Below are 22,798 nucleotides of genomic sequence, written 5' to 3'. Positions count from 1 at the left end.
TCATTCTCAAAGTTAAAATAAAGTGAAACTTTAATGAGCGAGAAAATTTCTCCATCCTCACTTATTATTAGCCTTCACCAATTAGGCGAGATAAAATGAGCTGCAAATGATAAGGCTTTTCTTATCAACAAGACTCTATACAGTAACTCCATTCTTCTCTATAGTATATTCACCTGCATAAAAAACGTTTTCAACATTCTATTTTTGTAATTTTATTTCAGCAATCGATTTATACTTCGGGGTTTCTTTCACGTGGGATTCGTATAAAGTAATTGTATCTGCTTGAAATGATATTTCAGGCACTTCTTTTATACTTTCTAAACGAAACTTTTCTTCTCCTATCCATTTACGAGCAACGGTAATATGCGGGTGATATGGGCGTGTTTCTAGAGAAAATCCATTTTCTTCACAAATGGCATGTATTTGCTTTTGCAACTGAAACAAATCGTGATTCTCACTTACCTTCGCCCAAAAAATACGAGGCTGATCTTCCCTACCAAACGTTGAAAAACCTTGTAATGTGAACGATAGTTCTTTTGTTTCTGCAATTGTTTTTAATCCATTCTTTATTCCCTCTAATTGTTCCCCCGTTGCACTCCCTAAAAATGAAAGGGTAATATGATAGTCTTCTTTATGTACCCATGAACGAAATTGTAATTCCTCTTGCATATCCTCTTTATAGTTAGACAGCATTTCTTTTATATGATTCGGTAACGTAATTGCGACAAAATAATGCAGTTCCATGTACATCTTCTCCTTCTTTTCTATTGTTGCTTTTCTTTCTTATCTCATTCAGGTAAAAAGAAGCCGCTCTCCAAAATAGAGAGCGGACATTATTTATATATCCATTACTTCGCTAATTCATGAATTGCTTGCGCGTAAATTGCTGTTGCTTTCAATAAGTCTTCAATTTCGATATACTCATCTTTTTGATGCGCAAGTTCTTCTTTTCCAGGGAATAGCGGGCCAAATGCCACACCAGCTTTTAATGAACGAGCATAAGTACCGCCGCCGATTGCTAATAGTTCTGCTTTTTCACCTGTTTGTTCTTCATACACACGTTGTAACGTACGGATTAATACGTGATCTTTATCGACGTGATGTGGGCGAGAATTAGAATAGTCAGCCACTTCAAAACCATGCGTACCAACATATTCTTTCAACTTCACAATTGTTTCTTCAAAGTTAGTTGTAACTGGGTAACGTACGTTTAGCCCTAAGTTACCACCGTTTTCTTTCGTATAAGAAATGCGACCGACATTCACTGTTAACGGACCGCTAATTTCATCTTTGTAAGCAATAGTAGCTTTTTCACCAAAAATATCACCAGTAAATGTTTCTGTTGCAAATGTCGCAAATGCAGTTGCTTTTCCATCAAGTGAAACTGTAGTTAAGAAGTTTGCTAATAATAAACCTGCATTTTCTCCTTTTTCAGGAGTAGATCCGTGCGCTGAAATTCCTTCTATTTGCAACGTCACTGTATTTCCTTCTATAGTCGATTTCCCTATTTTTTTAGCAGTTTGTAAATACTCTTCATATGCTACTGTAAGTGCATTTACATCTTCTCCTGTGATAACTGCTTCTGCAAAATCAGGAACCATATTTAAACGGCGCCCTGAATCAAATGAAACAAGTTCATATGTACCTTTTTTCTCTTCACTACCATTTTGCACAACTTGTATATCAGAAATTCCTTTTTCTGCATTAATAATTGGAAAGTCTGCATCCGGTGCAAAACCAATTGTTGGCATTTCTTCATTTTTAAAGTAGTGATCTACACATTTCCAATTGCTTTCCTCATCTGTTCCTATAATCATACGAACACGTTTTGAAAGAGGTAAGCCTAATTCTTCCACAATTTTCATTGCATAATATGCTGCCATCGTTGGGCCTTTATCGTCAATTGCACCACGTGCAAAAATCTTTCCATCGCGAATATCCGCACTATATGCGGGAGTCGTCCAGCCATCTCCTTCTGGTACAACGTCAACGTGACAAAGAATACCTACTAATTCTTCTCCTTGTCCCATTTCAAGATGACCTGCATATCCTTCTAAATTTTTAGAAGCAAAACCTTCAGCTTCTCCTTTATGTAACATGAAAGATAGAGCTTTTTCTACACCTTCACCGAATGGTGCGCCCTCTTTCGCAGATTCTTCTTCCCATACACTTTTAATTTGTAAAAATTGTTGTGTATCACGAATTAAATCATCTTTTCGTTTTGCAACTTCTTCTGTCCAATTAATCGCTGACATCACGCATCCATCCTTCACTATATTGTTTCTTTCATCATAACAAACAGAAATCTCTTATGCCATACACGAAAACTAAATACCGAACAATTGTAATATTTCAGATATTTCTTATTAGTTTTTCTTTTGTTTTTTCAAAAAAATTTGCAGGAATTTGGCGTTTTACGTAGAATTTTATGTGTTAGTTGACTGACCATATATACAATGTCAACTACCAATATTTTTCTATATGAATATTTGTTAAATTTCTGTAAAATTTAAGTAGATTAAAGCATGAATTTTATCATGTAGAGTACAATGGTAGTAACGACCTTCTTTCCTGAATGGGGTCAAAAAAACTAGTAGAGGAGTGGTTTTCTCTTGAAACCTACAACTACTCGTATGCTAACACGCATTAAATCAATTTATATGTACATCAATGAAAACGGAACGGTAACGACGAAAGACCTTGTAGATGAGTTCGGGATCACACCGCGAACGATACAACGTGATCTAAATGTGTTGCAGTTTAATGAACTCGTGTATAGCCCTTGCCGCGGTAAGTGGACAACAACAGGAAAGAAAGTGAGAATGACCTCATAACGAAAAATAATTGTATGGTAAATAAATACATACCCCTTTCTAATAATTAGAAAGGGGTCTTTTCTGCGCCTATAAAGGTACTACTTTTCAGTATCTACTTGATATGTTTTTAACATTTCTACTTCTTCATCTGTTAGCTCTCGGTATTGTCCAAGTTCTAGTTCTTCATCTAATACTAACGGACCCATCTCTGTTCTCTTTAGGTAGACTACTTTTTTTCCTACCGCTTCAAACATACGCTTCACTTGATGGAATTTCCCTTCCGTAATCACAAGCTCAATTTCAGAAATATCATCGCTTTTCAATATTGTAAGTGCACCTGGCTTTGTTTCATAGCCATCGTCTAAAATAACACCTTTAGCAAATTCTTTTACATCCTCTTCTGTTACTACTCCTGCAACGTGTGCATAATATTTTTTCGGCACATGCTTTTTCGGAGATAATAATTGATGTGATAACTTCCCATCATTTGTTATCAATAAGAAGCCTTCCGTATCGATATCAAGTCGTCCAACTGGGAACGGATCAAAGATTGCATCTTCTAATTCTAATAAATCTATTACTGTTTCATGATTATCATCTTCCGTCGCTGAAATAACACCTTGTGGTTTATGCATCATTAAGTAAACAAATTCTTTGTATTCCACAACTTCACCGTGAATCATAACTTCTTGCTCTTCTACATTTACATGAACTTTCGCATCTTTTACTGGCGTTCCATCAATTTTCACAACGCCATCTTTCAATAATTTCTTTACTTCTTTTCTACTTCCATATCCCATATTTGCTAATAATTTATCTAATCTCACGTTTTTCACCTTCTTTATTTATCATAGAAAAGGGGACGTAATTACGCCCCTCTTGATTTCAACTTTATTTTAAATCTACTACCAAGTTTACGTTGAATTTTATCTAATGCTTCTCCACCAAATACTCTTTCAAGTACTCCTGTGCGAATTGCTAACAATCCGTAAACAAGACCGCCAATACCTGCACAAATCGCAACTGTTATAAGAGCACCAATACGGCCATCAGGCGAAATCATGAAGGATAGAATCCATTGTGATAGTTTTACAGCAACGACCATTATAAGTGTCAGTACTGCAATTTGGAATGTTCTTTTATATACAACACCGAATGAATAGTGTGCGTATTTTTTAATTTGTTGATTTGTGTACCAAACAGAAGCTAAGAAACCAACTGCTGTCGCTAGAATTGCTCCTACTGTACCGAAATAACGAATAAAGATTACGTTACATACAAATTTCAAAATAACGCCCATTATAAGCGCAATAATCGCATGCTTCTGCTGGTTAATACCTTGCAGGATTGCTGCTGTTACTGTAAATAAAGCGAATAACAACGCAACTGGTGCATACCACATTAATACTTGTCCACCTAGTGGATCTGAATCGTAAAACGCAGTATAAATTGGATATGCAAGTGAAGAAATACCGACAACTGCTGGCAATGTTAAAAACATATTTGCCTGGAATGTTTGTGTAATTTGTAATTTCAAATAGCGGTATTGTTTTTCAGTAAATGATTTTGTGATTGCTGGTACAAGCGTTAAACTAAACGCTGTTGCAAGTGATACAGGAATCATAATTAACTTATGCGTCCACATTGTGAAAATACCGAGAGCTCGCTCTGCGATATCACCTTGACCAATCGCCTGCATAATTGAGTTAAATGTCAATGTATCAATTTGTTGATATAAAGGAATTGTTAACCCAATTACAACGTAAGGAATCGCATATGCAAATAACTCTTTAAACAATTGAACGGTGCTTACTGTTGATTCTGGTACAGTTTGTTCAATTAAATATTGATCCAAATATTTTTTACGTTTTAGCCAGTACCAAATTAACACACCGAGTGCTCCAACCGCTGAAACGAACGCAGCAAATGTCGCTACTCCAACTGCTGTTGCAACTGTACCGCCAAGTACTTTAATAACGATAAAACTACCTGCTAATAAAAAGACGATACGAATAATTTGTTCAATAATTTGTGAAACGGTAGTTGGTCCCATAGACTGGTGACCTTGGAAATAACCACGAATTAAACTCGCTGCTGGTACAACAATAAGCGCGAAACTTACAAGACGAATGATCGTCGTAACTTCTCCTACATTATTGTGTATACTTTGTTTACCAAGCATCGCTTCTGCAAACAATGGCGCCGTCATGTACAGTACTAGGAACGAAAGAACTCCTGTTACTATCATCATAACCATTCCCGAGCGGAACATTCTCCGGCTCGTTTTATAATCGCCAAGCGCATTATATTTGGAAACAAATTTTGAAACAGCAAGTGGCACACCTGCCGTTGCGATACTTAAAAAGATCGTATATGGAATGTATCCATATGTATAGAGCGTTCCGCCTTCTGTTCCTACTAATGCATGAAACGGAAAGACGTAAATCATGCCTAAGAACTTTACTAAAAATGTCCCTAGCGTAACAATAAGCGTTCCGCGCAGAAATTTCGAATCGGACATACAAAAATCCTCCTACATCTACATAAAGTGAAACTATAATTAGTTGGAGACTTCTCTCCTACTCCTTATTAGTTGAACCATTCGAGCATTTACAGGCTAACAGACTCCCTATTTACTTCTCCTAAATCTTGAGGTTTTAGTCTTATCGCCTACAAATGGCAGGATAGTGCTGAACTCTAACTTTTGTATTGTACCACAATTCTCTCATTAAGCAGTACTTCACTCTATTTTTCTTTTAAGGGAAAACATGCTATTCTTTTAGGCAGGAAATGTAGAAAATGAGGTCGATATATTATGCATTATGATGTTATTGTCATCGGCGGCGGTCCTTCTGGGCTAATGGCTGCAATTGGTGCTGCAGAAGAAGGCGCAAATGTCTTACTTCTTGATAAAGGAAATAAACTTGGGCGTAAACTTGCAATTTCTGGTGGCGGACGCTGTAACGTAACGAACCGTCTACCACTTGATGAAATTGTTAAACATATACCAGGAAACGGTCGCTTCTTATACAGCGCTTTTTCTATTTTTAATAATGAAGATATTATTACATTCTTCGAAAATCTCGGTGTTAAATTGAAAGAAGAAGACCACGGTCGCATGTTCCCTGTGTCAAACAAAGCACAATCTGTTGTAGACGCACTTTTAACACGATTAAAAGACTTAGGTGTAAAAATTCGTACAAATACGCCTGTTGAAACGATTGAATATGAAAATGGTCAAACAAAAGCAGTTATACTGCAAACAGGCGAAGTGTTAGAAACAAATCACGTCGTTATCGCTGTTGGCGGAAAATCAGTTCCTCAAACTGGATCTACTGGAGACGGATATGCTTGGGCTGAAAAAGCGGGTCATACAATCACAGAATTATTCCCAACAGAAGTACCTATCCTTTCAAACGAGCCGTTTATACGTGACCGCTCATTACAAGGTCTTGCTTTACGTGATATAAACTTAAGTGTATTAAATCCGAAAGGAAAAGCTATCATTTCTCACAAAATGGACATGCTCTTCACTCATTTCGGCCTATCTGGACCTGCTGCTCTTCGCTGTAGCCAATTCGTCGTGAAAGCACTGAAAAAGTTTAAAACGAATACAATACAAATGAGTATTGATGCATTGCCAGAGGAAAATAGTGAACAACTATTTCAGCGCATGCTGAAACAAATGAAAGAAGATCCGAAAAAAGGAATTAAAAACGTTTTAAAAGGTTATGTTCCTGAACGTTACTTCCTATTCTTATTAGAAAAAAATGAAATTGACGGCAGCGAACAAGCTGGACAAGTTTCTCACGAAAAGATTCGTGCACTTGTGAAAGACTTTAAAGAGTTTACTGTGAATGTAAATGGTACGCAGTCAATTGAAAAAGCATTCGTTACTGGCGGAGGTGTATCCGTGAAAGAAATTAATCCGAAAGAAATGTCTTCTAAATTTACGAACGGCTTATATTTCTGCGGAGAAGTTCTTGATATTCATGGTTATACTGGTGGCTATAATATTACATCAGCCCTTGTTACTGGTAGAATTGCTGGAACGACTGCTGGAGAAAACGCGAAAATGCAATATTAAAAAAAGAAACAGGGATTCCTGTTTCTTTTTTAATATTGCCATGAAATCATTATCGGCGATTTCTCAAATATATCGACTTACCGACAAGAAGCGACAAACATCTGCTCCATGTAACTTTCCATTGCTTTTTTGTTGCTTTATATACCTTAGTACCTTTATATTTTATATTGTTGAATATTTAAAAAGGGTAAGGGGAAAACAAATGAGAAAAAAAGTCATGATGTCTTTAATGTTAATGACGTTTCTTTCTGCGGTAGAAGGAACGATTGTTAGTACAGCAATCCCTCGTATAACGAGTGATTTGTCAGGCGTCGAACTTGTTAGTTGGGTATATGCAATTTATATGCTTGCAACAGCTGTTTCGACTCCAATATACGGAAAGCTCGCTGATTTATTTGGCCGTAAAAAAGTTTTACTGATCGGAGCTACAATCTTTTTAGTCGGTTCTGCACTTTGCGGAGTTGTTACATCGATGGAACAATTAATCTTCTTCCGCGCGCTTCAAGGTATCGGTGCTGGTGCTGTTATGCCAATCACAATGACGATTATTGGAGACTTATATAGCGAAGCGAAAGACCGCGCGAAAGCACAAGGTTGGATGAGTGCCGTTTGGGGTGTATCCGGTGTTATCGGACCGTTAGTAGGTGGATTTTTAGTTGATTCCCTTTCTTGGCGTTATATTTTCTTCCTAAACGTTCCATTCGGAATTATCGCTTGCTTAATGATTGCAATTTACTACAAAGAATCTATTAAACCTGCTAAGCATCATATCGATTATCTTGGTGCAACAGTCTTCTCATTAAGTACAATCGCTCTACTATATGCATTATTAACAGGTAGCAGTAAGCAAAACTGGGGAGACATGACAATTATCGGCCTATTAATCTTTGCCGCTATTTCATTTATTATTTTCTTATTCATCGAGAAGAAATCTCCGGAACCATTAATTCCGCTAGCACTTTTCTCTAACCGTACATTATCTACGATAAATATATTAACTCTTATTGCTGGCGCAATGATTATTAGTATTACAATGTACCTTCCAATTTGGAGCCAAGGTGTATTAGGGAAAAACGCTACAGAAGCTGGACTTATTTTAATGCCAATTCCTGTTATGTGGACATTTGGCGCTATTTTCTCTGGTAACTTAGTAGGCAAATTAAAAACGAAACAAATCATTTTACTTGGAGCTAGCATTTTATCAGTCGCTACGTTCTTATTATTTACACTATCAACAAATTCACCATCGTTCCTTATTTATGTAGCAGTCGGATTATTCGGCTTAGGAATGGGGCTTGTGACACCGATTTACATGGTAACAATTCAAGCAGCCGTACCAGCTCATACACGCGGAACAGCTGTTGGTTTAAACACATTTATTAATACATTTAGTCAAACGTTAGGTGCTGCAATATTCGGTACAATCTTCAATACGATGATTCACGCACGTGGTATTAAAAATCTTGATCTTGTATCTGGTGGACATGGCGGTACTACAGCAAACGTAGTAACCGAATCGCAATCTGCATTAGCATCAAGCGTACACGTCATTTATATGAGCACTTTCGTATTAGCAGTATTTACATTAATTATCGCTTGGCTCTTATTAAAGCCAGCTACACAAACAAGTGAGCAACAATAAAAGGATGACCATTTTGGTCATCCTTTTTATTCTTCATTCTCCACAATATGTTTCAGCATGGATAATTTATTATCCCAAAAACGTTCATAATACGAGAGCCATTGTTGTAATTCTTCTAATGGTTCTGGATGCAAACGATATATCTTCTCTCTTCCGCTTTTTCTTCCACTTACTAAATTCGCTTCTGAAAGAATATGAAGGTGCTTTACAACCGCAGTACGACTCATCGGAAAATGATCCGTTATTTTGGAAATCGGTAACTCTTTGTCACTTAATAACCGTATTACTTCTCGGCGGGTTGGATCAGCAATTGCTTGAAATACATCATATTTCGCTGCTGACGAGGACACTTAGCCTTCGACAACCTTTTTCAGTTTTTCATTTACAATCGCTACCCAACCACCGCTCATTCTATCGCGAATAATAGAGCTCTTCGCATTTGCTTTCGGAAGAATTTCATCAGGATGTTTCCAGCCGCCGTGAATTAACGTAAATTCTGTTTTGTTATCTCCTAAGTCTTTCAAATCAAATGAAACAACCCAGCCATCTGTATCCCATGAGAAAGATAAATGGTTTGGTTCATCAATTTCTAATACTTTACATGGTGATGGCCCAAATGGTGATTGCACATGAAATTCATGTCCTACCTCTAATACAAAATCATTTGGCATAAACCATGACGCAATCCCTTCTGCAGTTGATACTACACTCCATACCTTTTGAATAGACGCGTTAAAAACGATTGTTTGTTTAATATCATTTAATGTATTTTGTTGTTCCATTTTCATTCTCCTTTACTCGGCGTTACAACATAACACCTTTTGGTTATACTTTGATAATATAACACCTTTTAGTTTCATGTCAACGCTAATTCTTTTACTGTTGAGAAATTCTCAACATTTTTTCAACAGGACAAACACCCTCTTAGCATTTCCTCATAATATACTCACAAAGGCAATACAAAATAAAAACTTCTCTCAACATGAAACTCCATCATTCATATTGAAAGAAGCGCCTTACTTATATCATGCGTACTTCGTCTCTCCTCCTTCCCTCAAGGGACAATACGCGAGATATGACAAAGTCAGAAGGAATATGCCCACCATTTGAGTAGGTAGTTATTTCTCTTCTCCTCAACATTTCCTCAGGAGCGAAATGACTACCGACTCACTTTTTTCAAACAAAAATAAAAAGGGGATGAAAGCTATGTTCTATTGTATTAACTGCTCTGATATTCACCATGAAAAACATCCAAATGATAAAGTATTCAAAAACGGTTTTTATATTGATCCATTTTTAGGTGATCGTTATCACCTTGGTATGTGTAAAGATGCCCAAAACCATGAAACAGGGGAGCCTCTTTTAACGACAAAGAAATTAGGCACAACCCAATCTATTATGAACGTATTACCGACACATGTTGTCCCAACATAAAACATAAAAAAGAGCTGGGTGAGCCAGCTCTTTTTTATGCTTTATAAACGATCATTGCTGAAAAACAATAAATTTGGTTTTCATCGTCGTTAATAGAAACACCAACTTGATACTTAATATCTACAAAGTTGCTATCATCAATCTTTTTCAAAAACACATTCACAGCGTCTTCTAAGTCTTTTTCGTGACTTTCATCAAATACTTTCACACGAATCATGTTAACACCGTCCTAGATCGCAGCCCTCCGCCGCTTGATTATTGCCACGGTGCGTATCTATGATGCGATAAAACTTTCCATTCTCATATATATATCCGTCTTCTAACACATATTCTTTATCTTCAGTATAGACATAAAACTTACCTATCATAAATTTACTCGTATATAATTCCAAATAATTTTGTCTAAATTTAGCTACAACTTTATTTGTAATATCAATTTTTATTGTGCGCCCCACCTTCTCTCCCTCCTTTGCAAAGAACGGATTTAGGTATATTGTATTAGCGCTTTTACATTTTATGCTTAAAAATAAGTGGATATGCCTTCTTTCTTCACCTGTACTATTTTTCTAAAAAAATCACGATAAATAAGGTCCCCAAAAAAAACATAAAAAAGCACTTTATCTTATTGACTCGAATATAAATATTATGTTATTATATAAAATTTGACATTTTTACATACGTATGCTATCATTAAAAGTGGTTACCACATATGGAGGTGGATGATTTGTTTCAAATTGGTGATAAAATCGTTTATCCAATGCACGGTGCAGGAATCATTGAAGCAATTGAAGAGAAAGAAATATTAGGTACTTCACGTCAATATTGTGTGATACGCATCATTAGTAAAGATATGCAAGTAATGCTTCCGATGGATCAATTAAAAAAATCGGGTATTCGTTATATCGTTGATCGAGGTACGTTAGATGATATACTTCTTGAATTTCAAAACGGGGAGTCAGACCCATCACTCTCATGGAAACAAAGATATACAATGAATATGGAAAAAATGAAAAATGGCAATTTACAAGATAGCGCAGAAGTTGTTCGGGATTTACTTCGCCGCAATAAAGAGAGAACTTTAAATGCGAGTGAAAAACAAATGCTAGATAATGCACGAAAAATGATGATTAGCGAAGTCGCGCTCGTACAAAATGTTACTGAACATCAAGCAACAGAATTTCTTCAAGATACAATTAATCACTAAATTTAAAATAGCTGGCCGCTATTTTTTTTTGTAAAAAAAGGACGAAGAGTTTTATCTCTTCGTCCTTTTATATTACCCACGCCCAGCTTGAAACGATGGATATAACGTCATTCCACCATCTGCAAATAGCGTAATGCCCGTTACATAACTCGCCTCTGAAGAAGCGAGCCAAGTTGCTACTGCTGCAATTTCTTCAGGGTTTCCAATATAGCCCATCGGTATCATACTTTCTACGTCAGCACGTTTTTTAGGATCAGCAAACTTTTCTGCATTAATCGGCGTATTAATTGCACCTGGTCCAATATTATTTACTCGAATACCTTTTGGCGCATATTCTAGCGCTAACGTTTCTGTCATCAGTTTAATACCACCCTTACTCGCTGCATAGTGCACAAATAGTGGCCACGGAATTTTCTCATGAACACTAGACATATTAATGACAGAACCTTTAATATCATGTTCTACAAAATATTTAATCGCTTCACGACTTCCTAAAAAAGCACCTGTTAAATTTGTATTAATTACCCTATTCCAATCTTCAAGCGGCATTTCATGCGACAGTACCGCGTTTTCTATCCCTGCATTATTAATCATAACGTCAAGCGTACCAAACTCTTTCACAGCAGATTGAATGAGATTCACAACATCTGATTCGACGGTTACATCACCTTTTACAGCAATCGCTTCGCCGCCTACCTTTTTAATTTCTTCTAACACATCATTCGCTTCTGATTCTCGTGAGCGATAATTAATAACCACTTTCGCTTTTTCCTTAGCAAACCTCACTCCCATCGCTCTTCCAAGACCAGTTGCTGATCCTGTAATAACGACAACTTTCCCTGCTAAATCACTATACATTTCCATACCTCCTTTAACTTTTGGCTATACCTAACATAATTCCGGCTGCGATAATAAAAACAATACCGACAACGATACCCGTTAATTGACGTTTCGTTTTCTTTTCACCTAATATAAGGATCCCACCAAGCGTGGAAATAATAATTCCCATTTGCGATAGCGAGAAACTTGTTGCGACTCCAACACGCGGCTGCGAAATGAATAAAAACATATTTCCAGCTGCCCAAATTAATCCTGGAATAATATTTCGGATTGCATATTTATTAAATGGATGATGTTTAAAGGTAAGCAAAATCCCACCTAACACCATACCAACTGCTTGTGGCAACAGAGCTGACCAACCATCTACGTTAAATAGTCTAATCACTACTACGTAAACTAAATAGCCGACTGTTGAAATTAATAAAATTACGATACCTCTTTTAAAGTTTGCTGCTTGCTCTGCATTCTTTTCTTCTTCACTTTGAAGCGATGTTAAAATAACACCGATAATAATACAAACGAGCGCTAAAATCCCAAGGACGACCGATATTGTCGTGGACCATTCATGAAATACGATAACGCCAAATAAAGTCGTCGCGACTAATTGAAGTCCTGTTGAAATTGGCATCGTCCTCGAAACACCCATTAAATCAATACTTTTCAATTGATTTGCCTGACCAAGCGCCCAAAATAAACCTGACACAACTCCAACTCCGATAACGGTAGGTGTTAATACTGGCTTCATAAAAATATAAACAACAATTGAGAAAATAAGTGCTCCAAACGTTGTTCCGAGCGTTTGACTATACGGTCCCCCGCCCAGTTTTACGTTAAATAGCACAATACTTCCCCAAAATATAGCTGGTAAAATCGCTAAAAATATATCCATCACTCATTACCTTTCTTTACTAAATGCATAGGTTATCACTCTAAGTCATTAGAGTGAGCTTTTATTTTTTCTTTTTCCCGTTCACAAACTTTTTCTGCAATAGCGTCAGAAACATTCTTTTCTCGCTCCACTTTCTTTATCTTTACGTGATCTAAATGGTCTTCCAAAGTAAGCGTAACTTTATCGTTCGGGGGATTATGCGCTCCTTGAAATGTAAGAAATTGTAGCTTCACTTCATACCTAGGAACAAATTCATCTTTCTTGCCGAGACGCTTTATATTTATGACTGAAGCACATTCATATTGATCTTCTGTCACTTGTCTAATAACTGAATAGTACCTATTTGATAATGCACTCTCTAAAAGCTGTTCTCTTGATTCTTTCGCGAAAGAATCACTTGGAGAAGAGAAAAAAGACGCACATAGCATTGTCATAATTACACATATTTTTTTCATAATTCCCTCCTTGTTCTATAGATTAGTGTTCTCAAAACTGCCATAAAAAAACGACTTTCCCTATATAGGAAAGTCGTTTTAATGAATCCAATATTAACCACCGCTCACTGGTGGGATTAGTGCAACAACATCACCAGATTGGACCCTGTCATCTTCATTTGCATATTCTTCATTAATCGCAACCATAATTGGCTCTGAAACTGGTACATTATATTCGTTCGCAACAACATCTTTTAACTGTGCAACCGTAATATTTTCTTTCTCTATTTGTAATTCACTTGTCCCTGCTTCTTCTTGCAAGTGCGCAAATAACAATACTCGAATCATACTTATAGCTCCTTCCCAGGCTCTCCCGCCGGATATGGTGTTTTTTCTAATTGATCACCAATCCATGAGTCACCATCTTCCCAAAACTCCTTTTTCCAAATCGGAACAATTTGTTTTATGCGTTCCATAATATATTCGTTCGCTTCATAAGCCGCTTTACGGTGTGGTGTTGAAACAGCAACAACAACCGCTATATCAGAAATTTGCAACGTACCGATGCGATGTGTAATCGCAACGTGTGTACCTGGCCATTTCTCTTTCACTTCTAATCCGATTTTCTCTAGCATCTTTTCTGCCATCGTTTTATAAGCGACATATTCTAAGTATAATGTACGACGCCCTTTCGTAAACTCTCTAACCGTTCCAATAAATGTTGTAACAGCACCGCATTCACGTCGAATTACTTTCTTCGTTACCTCTTCAATCGAGATTTCTGTATCAATTACTTCATAATATGTATTTGTCATTTCGCACTCCTAACCGTTTGTAAAAACCAGTCTATGTACAACTCTTCTTCTGTTATATGAAATACTTTATATTCTTCTCGTATATTTACTGGGACATCATACCACGTAATAACCGCCACTATATTTTCTACTTTATGTAAAAGCTCAGCATCTTCCGCAGAACGAAGTAACACTACTTTCGGGTAGTTCTCTTTTTTATAGCCCTCTATTAAAATTGTATCCACTTTAAAAAACTCATATAAGCGAATAATTTCTTGCAAGGACCATTTCTTTCTTAGTGAAGAAAGTGAAAGTAATCCAGCACCTTCTACACTACTTACGACAGCACCAGCTTTACGGTGTCTTTCGCTATCTTTTTGCGCTACTTCTGGAAAACCTCCGTGCCCGTGATGTTTAATTGTAGCAACTTTCATTTCGCTTTCTGCTAATGCATGCACAATTTTCTCTACAAGTGTCGTTTTTCCGCTATTTTGATACCCTACTATTTGTAAGATTGAAGGGGCTTCACCCATGGCCACTCACATCCCTCAGAGTGCTCTAACAATAATACGGATACTTTCATTCCGGTCTCAAATCCTCTCGTTCCTCCGGGTAACACGATAAAAGCATTCGCATCTGCAAGTGAAGATACCGCACTCGATTTATCTAAACCAACCGGCATCGCTTGTAACGCCCCATCCACAATTGTTACGTTCGCTCTTACGAAACGAGTAAATGGATTTGGCTTCGGAAAATCTTTTTGTAAAATAGCATCCGCTCTATATACGTGAGGTTCCTTCGCATACAAATACGTTTTTATAATTGGATGCACAAATAATTCAAAGCCTACATAACAAGCAGACGGATTTCCTGATAAACCAAAGAGTAACTTTCCATCAACTTCAGCTACTGTCGTTACACTTCCGGGCCTCATGGCTATCTTATTAAAGAGTACATTTGCCTGTAATCTTTCATAAATAGCTGGTAAGTAGTCATAATCTCCTACTGATACACCGCCTGTTGTAATTAAAATGTCGACCTCATCCATCGCTGATTGAACAGCTGTAAAACATGCATCTAACTCATCCGCGAGTTGACCATAATAACGAACTTTCCCGCCAGCTTTCATAATTTGAGCTGCGATCATATACGAGTTACTATTTCTAATTTTCCCCGGTTCTAACGGCTCATGTACTTCTAATAATTCACTTCCTGTCGTTACAATACCGACAACAGGCTGTTTTACAACTTTCACCGTGCTATATCCAAACGTTGCTAGTAAGGCCGCAACACCTGGATTAATTGCAACACCTTTCTTAACGAGAACTTGATTTTGTTTTATATCTTCTCCTTTAAACGACACATTGTCACCGTTATTAAAAGGGCGTTTTAACTTCATATATGTTTTCCCGTTCTTCTCAAACCCTTCTGTCAGCTCTAGCATTACGACTGCATTGCAATCTTCTGGAATAGCTGCTCCTGTCATAATGCGAATTGCTTCAAAAGCTCCTACTTCCTCTAAAAAAACGGAACCCGCCCCGATTTCTCCTATTACTTCAAATTCAACTGGATTCTCTTGAGTTGCTTCTTTCGTATCTTCTGCTCGAATGGCGAAACCATCGTAAGGGGAACGATCAAAATGAGGAACGTCATGATCTGAGACAACATCTTCCCCGAGAATTCTCCCGTAACTTTCCGTAATAGAAATTTCTTCTACTTCACCATGCTTCGCATATTTCATTACCCGTTCTACTGCCTCAGCAACTTGAATTGGAATTCGTTTTTCTACCATCGTTTCTCACCTCATATTTGCAATTTTTTTTATCTCGATTAAACTTTATATATTCAATAGAAATTACTTCAAGGAGGAATTCCATGTCTTCATTTACACATTTCAATGACCAAGGACGCGCAAAAATGGTTGATATAAGCGACAAAAAAGCAACCGTTCGAACAGCAATTGCGTGCTCTAGCATTGTCGTTACGAAAGAAATTTACGATAAAATCTCTCACAATGAAATTGGGAAAGGTGACGTATTAGCAGTTGCGCAAATCGCAGGCATTATGGCCGCGAAACGTACTTCTGATATTATCCCAATGTGCCACCCTTTATTATTAAAAGGTGTTGACGTTTCTTTCGATTGGAAACAATCAGAAGAACAATATCGTTTACTCATTGAAGTAAAAGTTAAAACAGAAGGTAGCACCGGTGTTGAAATGGAAGCTTTAACAGCTGCTTCCGCTACCGCTCTTACTGTGTATGATATGTGTAAAGCTGTCGATAAAGGTATGATTATCGGTGAAACGTACTTACTTGAAAAAACAGGTGGAAAAAGTGGAGATTATACGAGAAACTCATAATCCTCTCTCCGTTGAGCCTAAAGGGTTTCCTTTAGGTTCAACCTATATATCTTGCATATAAACTTTTCGCTACATTCATATCATTCGTCCCATGAATGAACGCCCTGCCATCTGTAAATAAAACAAAACGATATTCTTCTACCGGAAATGATAATAAATAAGGTGTCGCCTTTATCTCTACGCTTCTTTGTAAGCGTTTTTTAATTTCTTCTAAATTAAAATTCTTCCGCACACCCGGGCGAATTTGTACTGTATTCCGCCCACATAACACTTCTGTTTTCGTTTGTCCTTCAAATGTTAAACTCGGATATGTACGTAACCTTCCGCAAGATAAACAAGTATCTTTTTTCTGCCTATTCACTTTAAATGCCATCTGTTGATTATTCCAAAGATCAAACGATAACATCGTTTCACGAAGCGCACCAAAGTCTTCTACTAATATTTTCAGCGCTTCCGTAATTTGATGCGCAACTACTAATTGTACTGCCGGTTGTATAATACCAGCTGTGTCACATGTTGCACCGCTCGCTGGATGCTCCATTAAACAGCGAAAACACGGTGTTTTCCCTGGTAAAATTGTATACGTTACTCCGTAGCTTCCGACACACCCACCATATATCCACGGAATATTATACTTTTGTGAAATATCATTAATAAGAAGACGCGTTTCAAAATTATCTGTCGCATCTAATATTAAATCTACATCATTCACTAATTCTTCCATTTCTTGCACCGTTACATCCGTCACAACCGGATTTATTTCCACCTCAGAATTAATCGCTTTTAAATGTTCTGCAGCCGCTATCGCCTTCGGTTTATACTGCTTTGCATCTTCTTCTGTATATAGTTGTTGTCTTTGTAAATTACTCCATTCTACATAATCACGGTCAGCAATCGTTACTTTTCCAACACCTGCTCTAACAATCGCTTCTGCATTTGCCGCACCGAGAGCACCAGCACCAATAATAAGCACATGCTTCTCTCTTATTTTTCTCTGTCCTTCTTCTCCAACACCAGAAAATAATATTTGTCTTGAATATCGCTCCTGCATGCGATAGCCCCCTTTCTTATCCTCCTATATAAGACATTTCGATTTTCGGACGATTTTTTGCACTTTCTTCTGTTCGTTCATCCGAATACCTATCTTTTCTATTCATCCATACATCTTGTATAACACTTAATAACTCCTCATCCGAAAGATTTCCTCTAAGAAGTTCTCTTACATCCAAACCCTCTGTCGCAAATAAGCACGTATAAAACTTTCCATCTGCCGAAATTCTCGCCCTCGTACAAGAGACACAAAATGACTCAGAAACAGATGTAATAAAACCAACTTCAACATTTGTTCCAACGTACCGATATCGCTTCGCAACTTCACCAAAGTAATGCGCTTCAGCTGGCTCAAGTGGATCCATCTTATGAATCATCTCAATCAATTCTCGTTTTGTAACGACTTGATCAAAATTCCACCCATTTGTACTACCAACATCCATAAACTCAATAAACCGAAGCGTGATTCCTTGCTCTTTAAAATACGCAGCCATCGGAAGTACTTGATGATCGTTCATCCCTTTTTTCACAACCATATTTACCTTTACTTCCAGCCCCGCCTCTTTAGCTGCTATAATTCCCTTAATTACCGGTTTCGTATTAATATTTCGACCATTAATATTCTTAAATATGTCGTCATCTATTGCATCTAAACTAACATTCACTCTATGTAATCCAGCTTCTTTTAATGCCTTCGCTTGTTTCGTTAAATGTACAGCATTTGTCGTTAACCCTATATCTATTAGCCCATCAATTTTCACAAGACGTGCAATAAGTTTTGTTAAATCTTTACGAAGTAGTGGCTCACCGCCAGTAATTCTAATTTTTCGTACACCAATGTTAACAAATAATTTTGCCAAACGCTCAATTTCATCAAAAGTTAGTAAAAACTCATCTTTCAAAAAAGCATAATCTGACCCAAATATTTCCGCTGGCATACAATATGTACATCTAAAATTGCAACGATCAATGACAGATATACGTAAATCTTGAAGTGGGCGTCCAAAAAAATCTTTAACCATCTCCTGCATCGCCACCCTCCCTTTCTGCCAAATTTCTTTCTTTTCATTCTATTATAATATATTTTCGAACTGCGATGTTTTTGCTCAAGAGAATAATGTGAAACTTTAAATAATTAGAGGGGATCCACTCCCCTGGTTAACGAGGTTTACTTACAAATACAAAGATAAAAAAACCTTGAAACATAAAAGTTTCAAGGTTTTCTGCTTATTAACTTAATCTAATAATAGTTAGAGTAGCCCCTGGCGTTGCTGTAGATAATGTAGCTACTGCAACTACTCCAAATAACTGTAAGCTAACAGCGGCTCCAGCAGGCAAGTTAGCAATTATTGTGGCACTAAATGAGCCAGTAGCCACTGCGGGGGAGTTTATCGTTCCCGCAAGCGGACTGCCATTTACAGTTATACGAGAACTTACAAGTAATCCTGCCGTTAAATTAATTGTATAAGCTATATAATAGTTTCCTGCATTCGCAACTGTAAATACAGTATTTCCACCACTAACGGTTATTCCTGGTCCAATATTTTGATTGTTTGGTAACGGAATATTCGTGCCACCTAACAAAACAGAAATAACACTTCCTGATGTATTATTCGCAAACGCATACGTTGCAGTTGTACTGACTCCGGTCACCCCGGTCACTCCTGTGGCTCCGGTTGCTCCAGCTCCGGTTGGACCAGTTGGACCTTGGATTCCTTGTGAGCCGGTTGGACCTGTATCTCCCGTTGGACCTTGAATTCCTTGCGGGCCTTGAATTCCTTGTGGGCCTTGAATTCCTTGTGGGCCTTGAATTCCTTGTGGACCTGTCGCTCCGGTTGCTCCTGTAACTCCCGTTGGACCTTGAATTCCTTGCGGGCCTTGAATTCCTTGGGGACCTTGTGCTCCGGTTGCCCCCGTTACTCCTTGGATTCCTTGGGGACCTTGAATACCCTGTGGACCGGTTGGACCTATCTCTCCTTGAACACCTTGGATTCCTTGCGGGCCCTGTAAACCCGTCACTCCGGTTGCTCCTGTTGTTCCTGTCACTCCAGTTGAGCCTGTCGCCCCAGTATCTCCTGTTACTCCTGTCGGGCCAGGTGGTCCACCTGATGGACCTGTCACTCCTGCCGGACCTGATGGCCCCGTTGGGCCGGTCGGTCCTGCTGGTCCTCCTGACGGGCCAGTCACCCCTGTTGGACCGGTTACTCCTGTTGGACCGGTAGTTCCTTCTCCCGTCGCTCCGGTTGCCCCCGTATCTCCTGTTGCTCCCGTCGGACCTTGCACTCCTTGAATTCCTTGTGGTCCTTGCACTCCTTGTGCACCTGTTGCTCCTTGAATCCCTTGTATTCCCTGCACTCCTTGTGCGCCCATCGGACCTGTTGGACCAATCGCCCCTTGTATTCCTTGCACTCCTTGGGGCCCCTCTGGACCGGTTGCTCCTATTTCCCCTTGTATCCCTTGAATTCCAGTTGCTCCTTGTGCTCCAGTTGCTCCCGTTATCCCTTGCACACCTTGTATTCCCTGTATTCCTTGTGGACCTTGTGGGCCGGTTGCTCCTTGCACTCCTTGAATGCCTTGTATCCCCTGAGGACCCTCTGGACCCGTTGCTCCAACTGGCCCTTGAACACCTTGTATTCCTTGCGGGCCCTGCAGTCCCTCTGGGCCTTCTGGACCTGTTGGTCCTATCTCTCCTTGTATCCCTTGGATTCCAGTTGGACCTTGTGACCCAGTCGGACCTATGTCACCTTGCGGACCTTGGATTCCCTGTGGGCCTTGTGCTCCTGTTCCCCCTGTCGCTCCTTGGATTCCTTGAGAACCTTGTGGGCCTTGAATTCCTTGTGGACCAGTTGGACCTATGTCGCCTTGTGGGCCTTGAATCCCTTGCGGACCTTGATCTCCTGTGGCCCCCGTTACTCCTTGAATTCCTTGGGGACCTTGAACACCTTGTGGCCCTGTTGGACCTATCTCTCCCTGCACACCTTGGATTCCTTGCGGACCCTGTAAACCCGTCACTCCGGTTGCTCCCGTTTCTCCTGTCGCTCCTGTCACTCCAGTTGAGCCTGTCGCCCCGGTTGCTCCTGTCGGGCCAGGTGGTCCACCAGATGGACCAGTTACTCCCGCCGGACCTGATGGCCCCGTTGGGCCGGTCGGTCCTGCTGGTCCTCCAGACGGGCCTGTTACCCCTGTTGGACCAGTTACTCCTGTTGGGCCTGTAGTGCCTTCCCCTGTCGCCCCAGTTGCTCCCATATCCCCTGTTGCCCCCGTCGGACCTTGGATTCCTTGAATTCCTTGTGGACCTTGCACTCCTTGTGCACCCGTCGCTCCTTGAATTCCTTGTACTCCTTGCACTCCTTGTGGCCCCATCGGACCGGTTGGACCAATCGCCCCTTGAGCACCTTGCACTCCTTGTGGCCCCTCTGGACCCGTTGCTCCTATTTCCCCTTGTATCCCTTGAATTCCAGTTGCTCCTTGTACTCCTGTTGCTCCCGTTATCCCTTGCACACCTTGTATTCCCTGAATTCCTTGTGGGCCTTGTGGGCCTGTTGCTCCTACCGGTCCTTGAATGCCTTGTATCCCCTGTGGACCCTCTGGACCCGTCGCTCCAACTGGCCCTGGCACACCTTGTATTCCTTGCGGGCCCTGCAGTCCCTCTGGGCCTTCTGGACCTGTTGGTCCTATATCACCCATCGGACCTTGTATCCCTTGAACTCCCTGTGGCCCTGTTTCTCCTGATGGCCCTGGTACTCCTTGTATACCTTGTGGACCTTGATCTCCTGTGACCCCTGTTACCCCTTGTGGCCCTATAACCCCCTGTATACCTTGTGGACCTTGATCTCCTGTTGCTCCCGTTGCCCCTTGAATACCTTGAACTCCTTGTATTCCTTGTTCACCAGTTACTCCCGTCGGACCAGGAATACCTTGAATACCCTGCGAACCTTCTGGACCTGTTGGCCCAATTGGTCCTTGAATCCCTTGGATTCCTTGCAAGCCCTGTGCTCCCGTACTTCCAGTCGGACCTGTACTTCCCGTTGCTCCTGTTACCCCTGTACTTCCTGTAGCCCCAGTATTCCCCGTTGCTCCAGTCGCACCTGTACTTCCACTCGGTCCACCACCTGGACCTGTCGCACCAGTCGGCCCCGTCGGACCAGGAGGTCCTCCAGATGGTCCAGTTATTCCAGTTGGACCTGTTATTCCAGTCGGGCCCGTTATCCCCTGACCAGTTGCTCCAGTCGCTCCGGTTGCACCTGTATTTCCACTCGGTCCTGGTGTTCCTTGTATCCCTTGTGCTCCTTGTATTCCTTGTGGACCAGTTGCACCCGGTAACCCTTGGACGCCTTGAATTCCTTGAGATCCCTCAGGTCCCGTCGCTCCAATTGGCCCCTGTAATCCCTGTATCCCTTGTATACCTTGTGCCCCAGTCGCTCCCGTTGGACCAATCGGACCTTGTAGCCCTTGCACACCCCCCGGTCCTGTCGCTCCAGTTTCTCCTTGTGGTCCTCTCAATCCTTGTGGCCCCTGCTGTCCTTCTGGTCCAGTTGCACCTATTGGACCAACTGATCCTTGTATCCCTTGCACACCTTGAGGTCCTGTCGGGCCCATCTCCCCCATCGGACCTTGTAATCCTCTTGGTCCTTGAGGTCCTGTTGGGCCTTGTGGACCGGTTGGACCAGTAATCCCTATACCTGTAAATCCAGTTGGAACGGGTGGGAAAGTAGGCCCAATAAGTTCTGGTGGAATTCTAAAATTAGAGCTTAACGAATTTTGCTTCCGATTATTATCACGATTCTTCACACTTTCACCACCTACAAACCGTCTTTTTCATAATAAATAAGCCTCTTCTTAATCTATTTACAAAAATAATTTCCAAGACTATTTTTATTTTAAATAATAAAAACTCCCTTAATTCCTTAAGGGAGTCCTGCAATTGAATCCATATTATCTGTATTAGGGACAGCTTGTGCTATACCCGATGTATTTACACTTTGCCCCATATTTGTTCCTGTTACAGTACCAGCAGGAGTGCCTCTTGTATATGTTGTCGTCACCGAATCACCTGGCTGTAAACAAAGCTTCGTCTCCGTCCCTATTACTGTAACAACATCAATCCAAGTGCACCCCATTGAACCACTATATGATTTCGAAGCAGTAAATGAAGTATCACTCAAATTATCACCGGTAAATATATTCCCAGTGTTATTCACAATAACAAATTCTTTTATATGAGCAGGCATAATTACACTCTACCTT

The 22,798-nt window shown here is 39.8% G+C and carries 25 protein-coding genes; 6 read left to right on the top strand and 19 right to left on the bottom strand.

Translation table 11 applies throughout. The features are described from left to right. Positions 1-198: 198 nt before the first annotated feature. Positions 199-744 carry an RNA 2',3'-cyclic phosphodiesterase gene (gene thpR, locus ACS2QP_RS15055; protein WP_000418986.1) on the bottom strand — a complete coding sequence of 182 codons (546 nt, stop codon included), beginning with the start codon at positions 742-744 and terminating at the stop codon, positions 199-201. A 104-nt stretch (positions 745-848) separates the two neighbouring features. Further along, the gene (gene pepV, locus ACS2QP_RS15050; RefSeq protein WP_438882567.1) at positions 849-2,255 is read right to left on the bottom strand and encodes a dipeptidase PepV; all 1,407 of its coding nucleotides are present in this window, start codon (positions 2,253-2,255) and stop codon (positions 849-851) included. A 357-nt stretch (positions 2,256-2,612) separates the two neighbouring features. On the opposite strand from pepV, the gene ACS2QP_RS15045 reads away from it, so the two are divergent. Beyond that, positions 2,613-2,834 carry a DeoR family transcriptional regulator gene (locus tag ACS2QP_RS15045; RefSeq protein WP_000805512.1) on the top strand — a complete coding sequence of 74 codons (222 nt, stop codon included), beginning with the start codon at positions 2,613-2,615 and terminating at the stop codon, positions 2,832-2,834. 80 nt (positions 2,835-2,914) lie between these two features. Here ACS2QP_RS15045 and ACS2QP_RS15040 read toward each other — a convergent pair whose 3' ends face one another. Both ACS2QP_RS15040 and ACS2QP_RS15035 read right to left on the bottom strand, forming a co-directional pair. Beyond that, positions 2,915-3,643 carry a pseudouridine synthase gene (locus ACS2QP_RS15040; RefSeq protein WP_001234947.1) on the bottom strand — a complete coding sequence of 243 codons (729 nt, stop codon included), beginning with the start codon at positions 3,641-3,643 and terminating at the stop codon, positions 2,915-2,917. Positions 3,644-3,684: 41 nt separating this feature from the next. Next, positions 3,685-5,337 (bottom strand): putative polysaccharide biosynthesis protein, encoded by a 1,653-nt coding sequence (locus ACS2QP_RS15035; RefSeq protein WP_001284028.1) that lies wholly within the window; start codon positions 5,335-5,337, stop codon positions 3,685-3,687. A 294-nt stretch (positions 5,338-5,631) separates the two neighbouring features. Here ACS2QP_RS15035 and ACS2QP_RS15030 point away from each other — a divergent pair, with 294 nt between their 5' ends. Further along, complete coding sequence (locus ACS2QP_RS15030) at positions 5,632-6,903, top strand: NAD(P)/FAD-dependent oxidoreductase (protein ID WP_000558859.1); 1,272 nt, start codon at positions 5,632-5,634, stop codon at positions 6,901-6,903. A 202-nt stretch (positions 6,904-7,105) separates the two neighbouring features. After that, entirely contained in the window at positions 7,106-8,545 is a 1,440-nt protein-coding gene (locus tag ACS2QP_RS15025) for an MDR family MFS transporter (RefSeq protein ID WP_001228021.1), read from the top strand. A 26-nt stretch (positions 8,546-8,571) separates the two neighbouring features. Here ACS2QP_RS15025 and ACS2QP_RS15020 read toward each other — a convergent pair whose 3' ends face one another. Both ACS2QP_RS15020 and ACS2QP_RS15015 read right to left on the bottom strand, forming a co-directional pair. Beyond that, positions 8,572-8,895, bottom strand: coding sequence for an ArsR/SmtB family transcription factor (locus ACS2QP_RS15020; RefSeq protein WP_000098837.1), 324 nt, complete (start codon positions 8,893-8,895; stop codon positions 8,572-8,574). After that, positions 8,896-9,327: an SRPBCC family protein gene (locus ACS2QP_RS15015; RefSeq protein WP_000437765.1), complete on the bottom strand. Its 432-nt coding sequence runs from the start codon at positions 9,325-9,327 to the stop codon at positions 8,896-8,898. A gap of 424 nt (positions 9,328-9,751) precedes the next feature. Here ACS2QP_RS15015 and ACS2QP_RS15010 point away from each other — a divergent pair, with 424 nt between their 5' ends. Continuing rightward, positions 9,752-9,979 (top strand): DUF3973 domain-containing protein, encoded by a 228-nt coding sequence (locus ACS2QP_RS15010; RefSeq protein ID WP_000498989.1) that lies wholly within the window; start codon positions 9,752-9,754, stop codon positions 9,977-9,979. 34 nt (positions 9,980-10,013) lie between these two features. Here the strand turns inward: ACS2QP_RS15010 and ACS2QP_RS15005 are convergent, their stop codons facing one another. Next, complete coding sequence (locus ACS2QP_RS15005; protein WP_000621751.1) at positions 10,014-10,196, bottom strand: sporulation protein Cse60; 183 nt, start codon at positions 10,194-10,196, stop codon at positions 10,014-10,016. A gap of 1 nt (position 10,197) precedes the next feature. Further along, positions 10,198-10,434 carry a DUF2553 family protein gene (locus tag ACS2QP_RS15000; protein WP_000533806.1) on the bottom strand — a complete coding sequence of 79 codons (237 nt, stop codon included), beginning with the start codon at positions 10,432-10,434 and terminating at the stop codon, positions 10,198-10,200. Between the two features lie 254 nt (positions 10,435-10,688). Between ACS2QP_RS15000 and ACS2QP_RS14995 the strand changes: the two genes are divergently transcribed. Continuing rightward, complete coding sequence (locus ACS2QP_RS14995) at positions 10,689-11,183, top strand: CarD family transcriptional regulator (RefSeq protein ID WP_000451444.1); 495 nt, start codon at positions 10,689-10,691, stop codon at positions 11,181-11,183. Between the two features lie 72 nt (positions 11,184-11,255). On the opposite strand, the gene ACS2QP_RS14990 is transcribed toward ACS2QP_RS14995, so the two are convergent. The 7 genes from ACS2QP_RS14990 to ACS2QP_RS14960 form a co-directional block, all read right to left on the bottom strand. Continuing rightward, positions 11,256-12,041: a glucose 1-dehydrogenase gene (locus ACS2QP_RS14990; RefSeq protein ID WP_438882566.1), complete on the bottom strand. Its 786-nt coding sequence runs from the start codon at positions 12,039-12,041 to the stop codon at positions 11,256-11,258. Between the two features lie 13 nt (positions 12,042-12,054). Next, complete coding sequence (glcU, locus tag ACS2QP_RS14985) at positions 12,055-12,912, bottom strand: glucose uptake protein GlcU (RefSeq protein ID WP_000350861.1); 858 nt, start codon at positions 12,910-12,912, stop codon at positions 12,055-12,057. 35 nt (positions 12,913-12,947) lie between these two features. Next, positions 12,948-13,367 (bottom strand): DUF3888 domain-containing protein, encoded by a 420-nt coding sequence (locus ACS2QP_RS14980; protein WP_416809589.1) that lies wholly within the window; start codon positions 13,365-13,367, stop codon positions 12,948-12,950. 93 nt (positions 13,368-13,460) lie between these two features. Continuing rightward, complete coding sequence (moaD, locus tag ACS2QP_RS14975) at positions 13,461-13,694, bottom strand: molybdopterin converting factor subunit 1 (protein WP_000621778.1); 234 nt, start codon at positions 13,692-13,694, stop codon at positions 13,461-13,463. 2 nt (positions 13,695-13,696) lie between these two features. Further along, positions 13,697-14,161, bottom strand: coding sequence for a molybdopterin synthase catalytic subunit MoaE (gene moaE / locus ACS2QP_RS14970; RefSeq protein WP_000185942.1), 465 nt, complete (start codon positions 14,159-14,161; stop codon positions 13,697-13,699). After that, a complete protein-coding gene (gene mobB, locus ACS2QP_RS14965) occupies positions 14,158-14,673 on the bottom strand; it encodes a molybdopterin-guanine dinucleotide biosynthesis protein B (RefSeq protein ID WP_000503325.1) in 516 nt (171 codons plus the stop codon). Before mobB ends, moaE begins: the two co-directional genes overlap by 4 nt. Continuing rightward, positions 14,643-15,932, bottom strand: a complete 1,290-nt coding sequence (locus ACS2QP_RS14960; RefSeq protein ID WP_000229691.1) for a molybdopterin molybdotransferase MoeA — start codon at positions 15,930-15,932, stop codon at positions 14,643-14,645. The genes mobB and ACS2QP_RS14960 overlap by 31 nt, the downstream gene beginning before the upstream one ends. A gap of 83 nt (positions 15,933-16,015) precedes the next feature. Between ACS2QP_RS14960 and moaC the strand changes: the two genes are divergently transcribed. Then, positions 16,016-16,501, top strand: a complete 486-nt coding sequence (gene moaC, locus ACS2QP_RS14955; protein ID WP_000094146.1) for a cyclic pyranopterin monophosphate synthase MoaC — start codon at positions 16,016-16,018, stop codon at positions 16,499-16,501. Between the two features lie 37 nt (positions 16,502-16,538). Here the strand turns inward: moaC and ACS2QP_RS14950 are convergent, their stop codons facing one another. The 4 genes from ACS2QP_RS14950 to ACS2QP_RS14935 all read right to left on the bottom strand — a co-directional run bounded on the left by ACS2QP_RS14950 (position 16,539) and on the right by ACS2QP_RS14935 (position 22,782). After that, on the bottom strand, positions 16,539-17,552 hold the full coding sequence (locus ACS2QP_RS14950) for a molybdopterin-synthase adenylyltransferase MoeB (protein WP_001158098.1): 1,014 nt from the start codon (positions 17,550-17,552) through the stop codon (positions 16,539-16,541). A gap of 16 nt (positions 17,553-17,568) precedes the next feature. Next, a complete protein-coding gene (gene moaA / locus ACS2QP_RS14945; protein ID WP_001157119.1) occupies positions 17,569-18,582 on the bottom strand; it encodes a GTP 3',8-cyclase MoaA in 1,014 nt (337 codons plus the stop codon). Positions 18,583-18,781: 199 nt separating this feature from the next. After that, complete coding sequence (locus ACS2QP_RS14940) at positions 18,782-22,342, bottom strand: BclA-related collagen-like exosporium protein (RefSeq protein WP_438882565.1); 3,561 nt, start codon at positions 22,340-22,342, stop codon at positions 18,782-18,784. 116 nt (positions 22,343-22,458) lie between these two features. Further along, positions 22,459-22,782 (bottom strand): hypothetical protein, encoded by a 324-nt coding sequence (locus tag ACS2QP_RS14935; protein WP_001110855.1) that lies wholly within the window; start codon positions 22,780-22,782, stop codon positions 22,459-22,461. Positions 22,783-22,798 lie beyond the last annotated feature (16 nt).

The sequence above is a fragment of the Bacillus cereus group sp. Bce019 genome, assembly GCF_051781745.1.
Classification (GTDB): Bacteria; Bacillota; Bacilli; order Bacillales; family Bacillaceae_G; genus Bacillus_A; species Bacillus_A cereus.
Note: the sequence above shows the minus strand (reverse complement) of the source record. Positions and strands in the feature narration are given on the sequence as shown.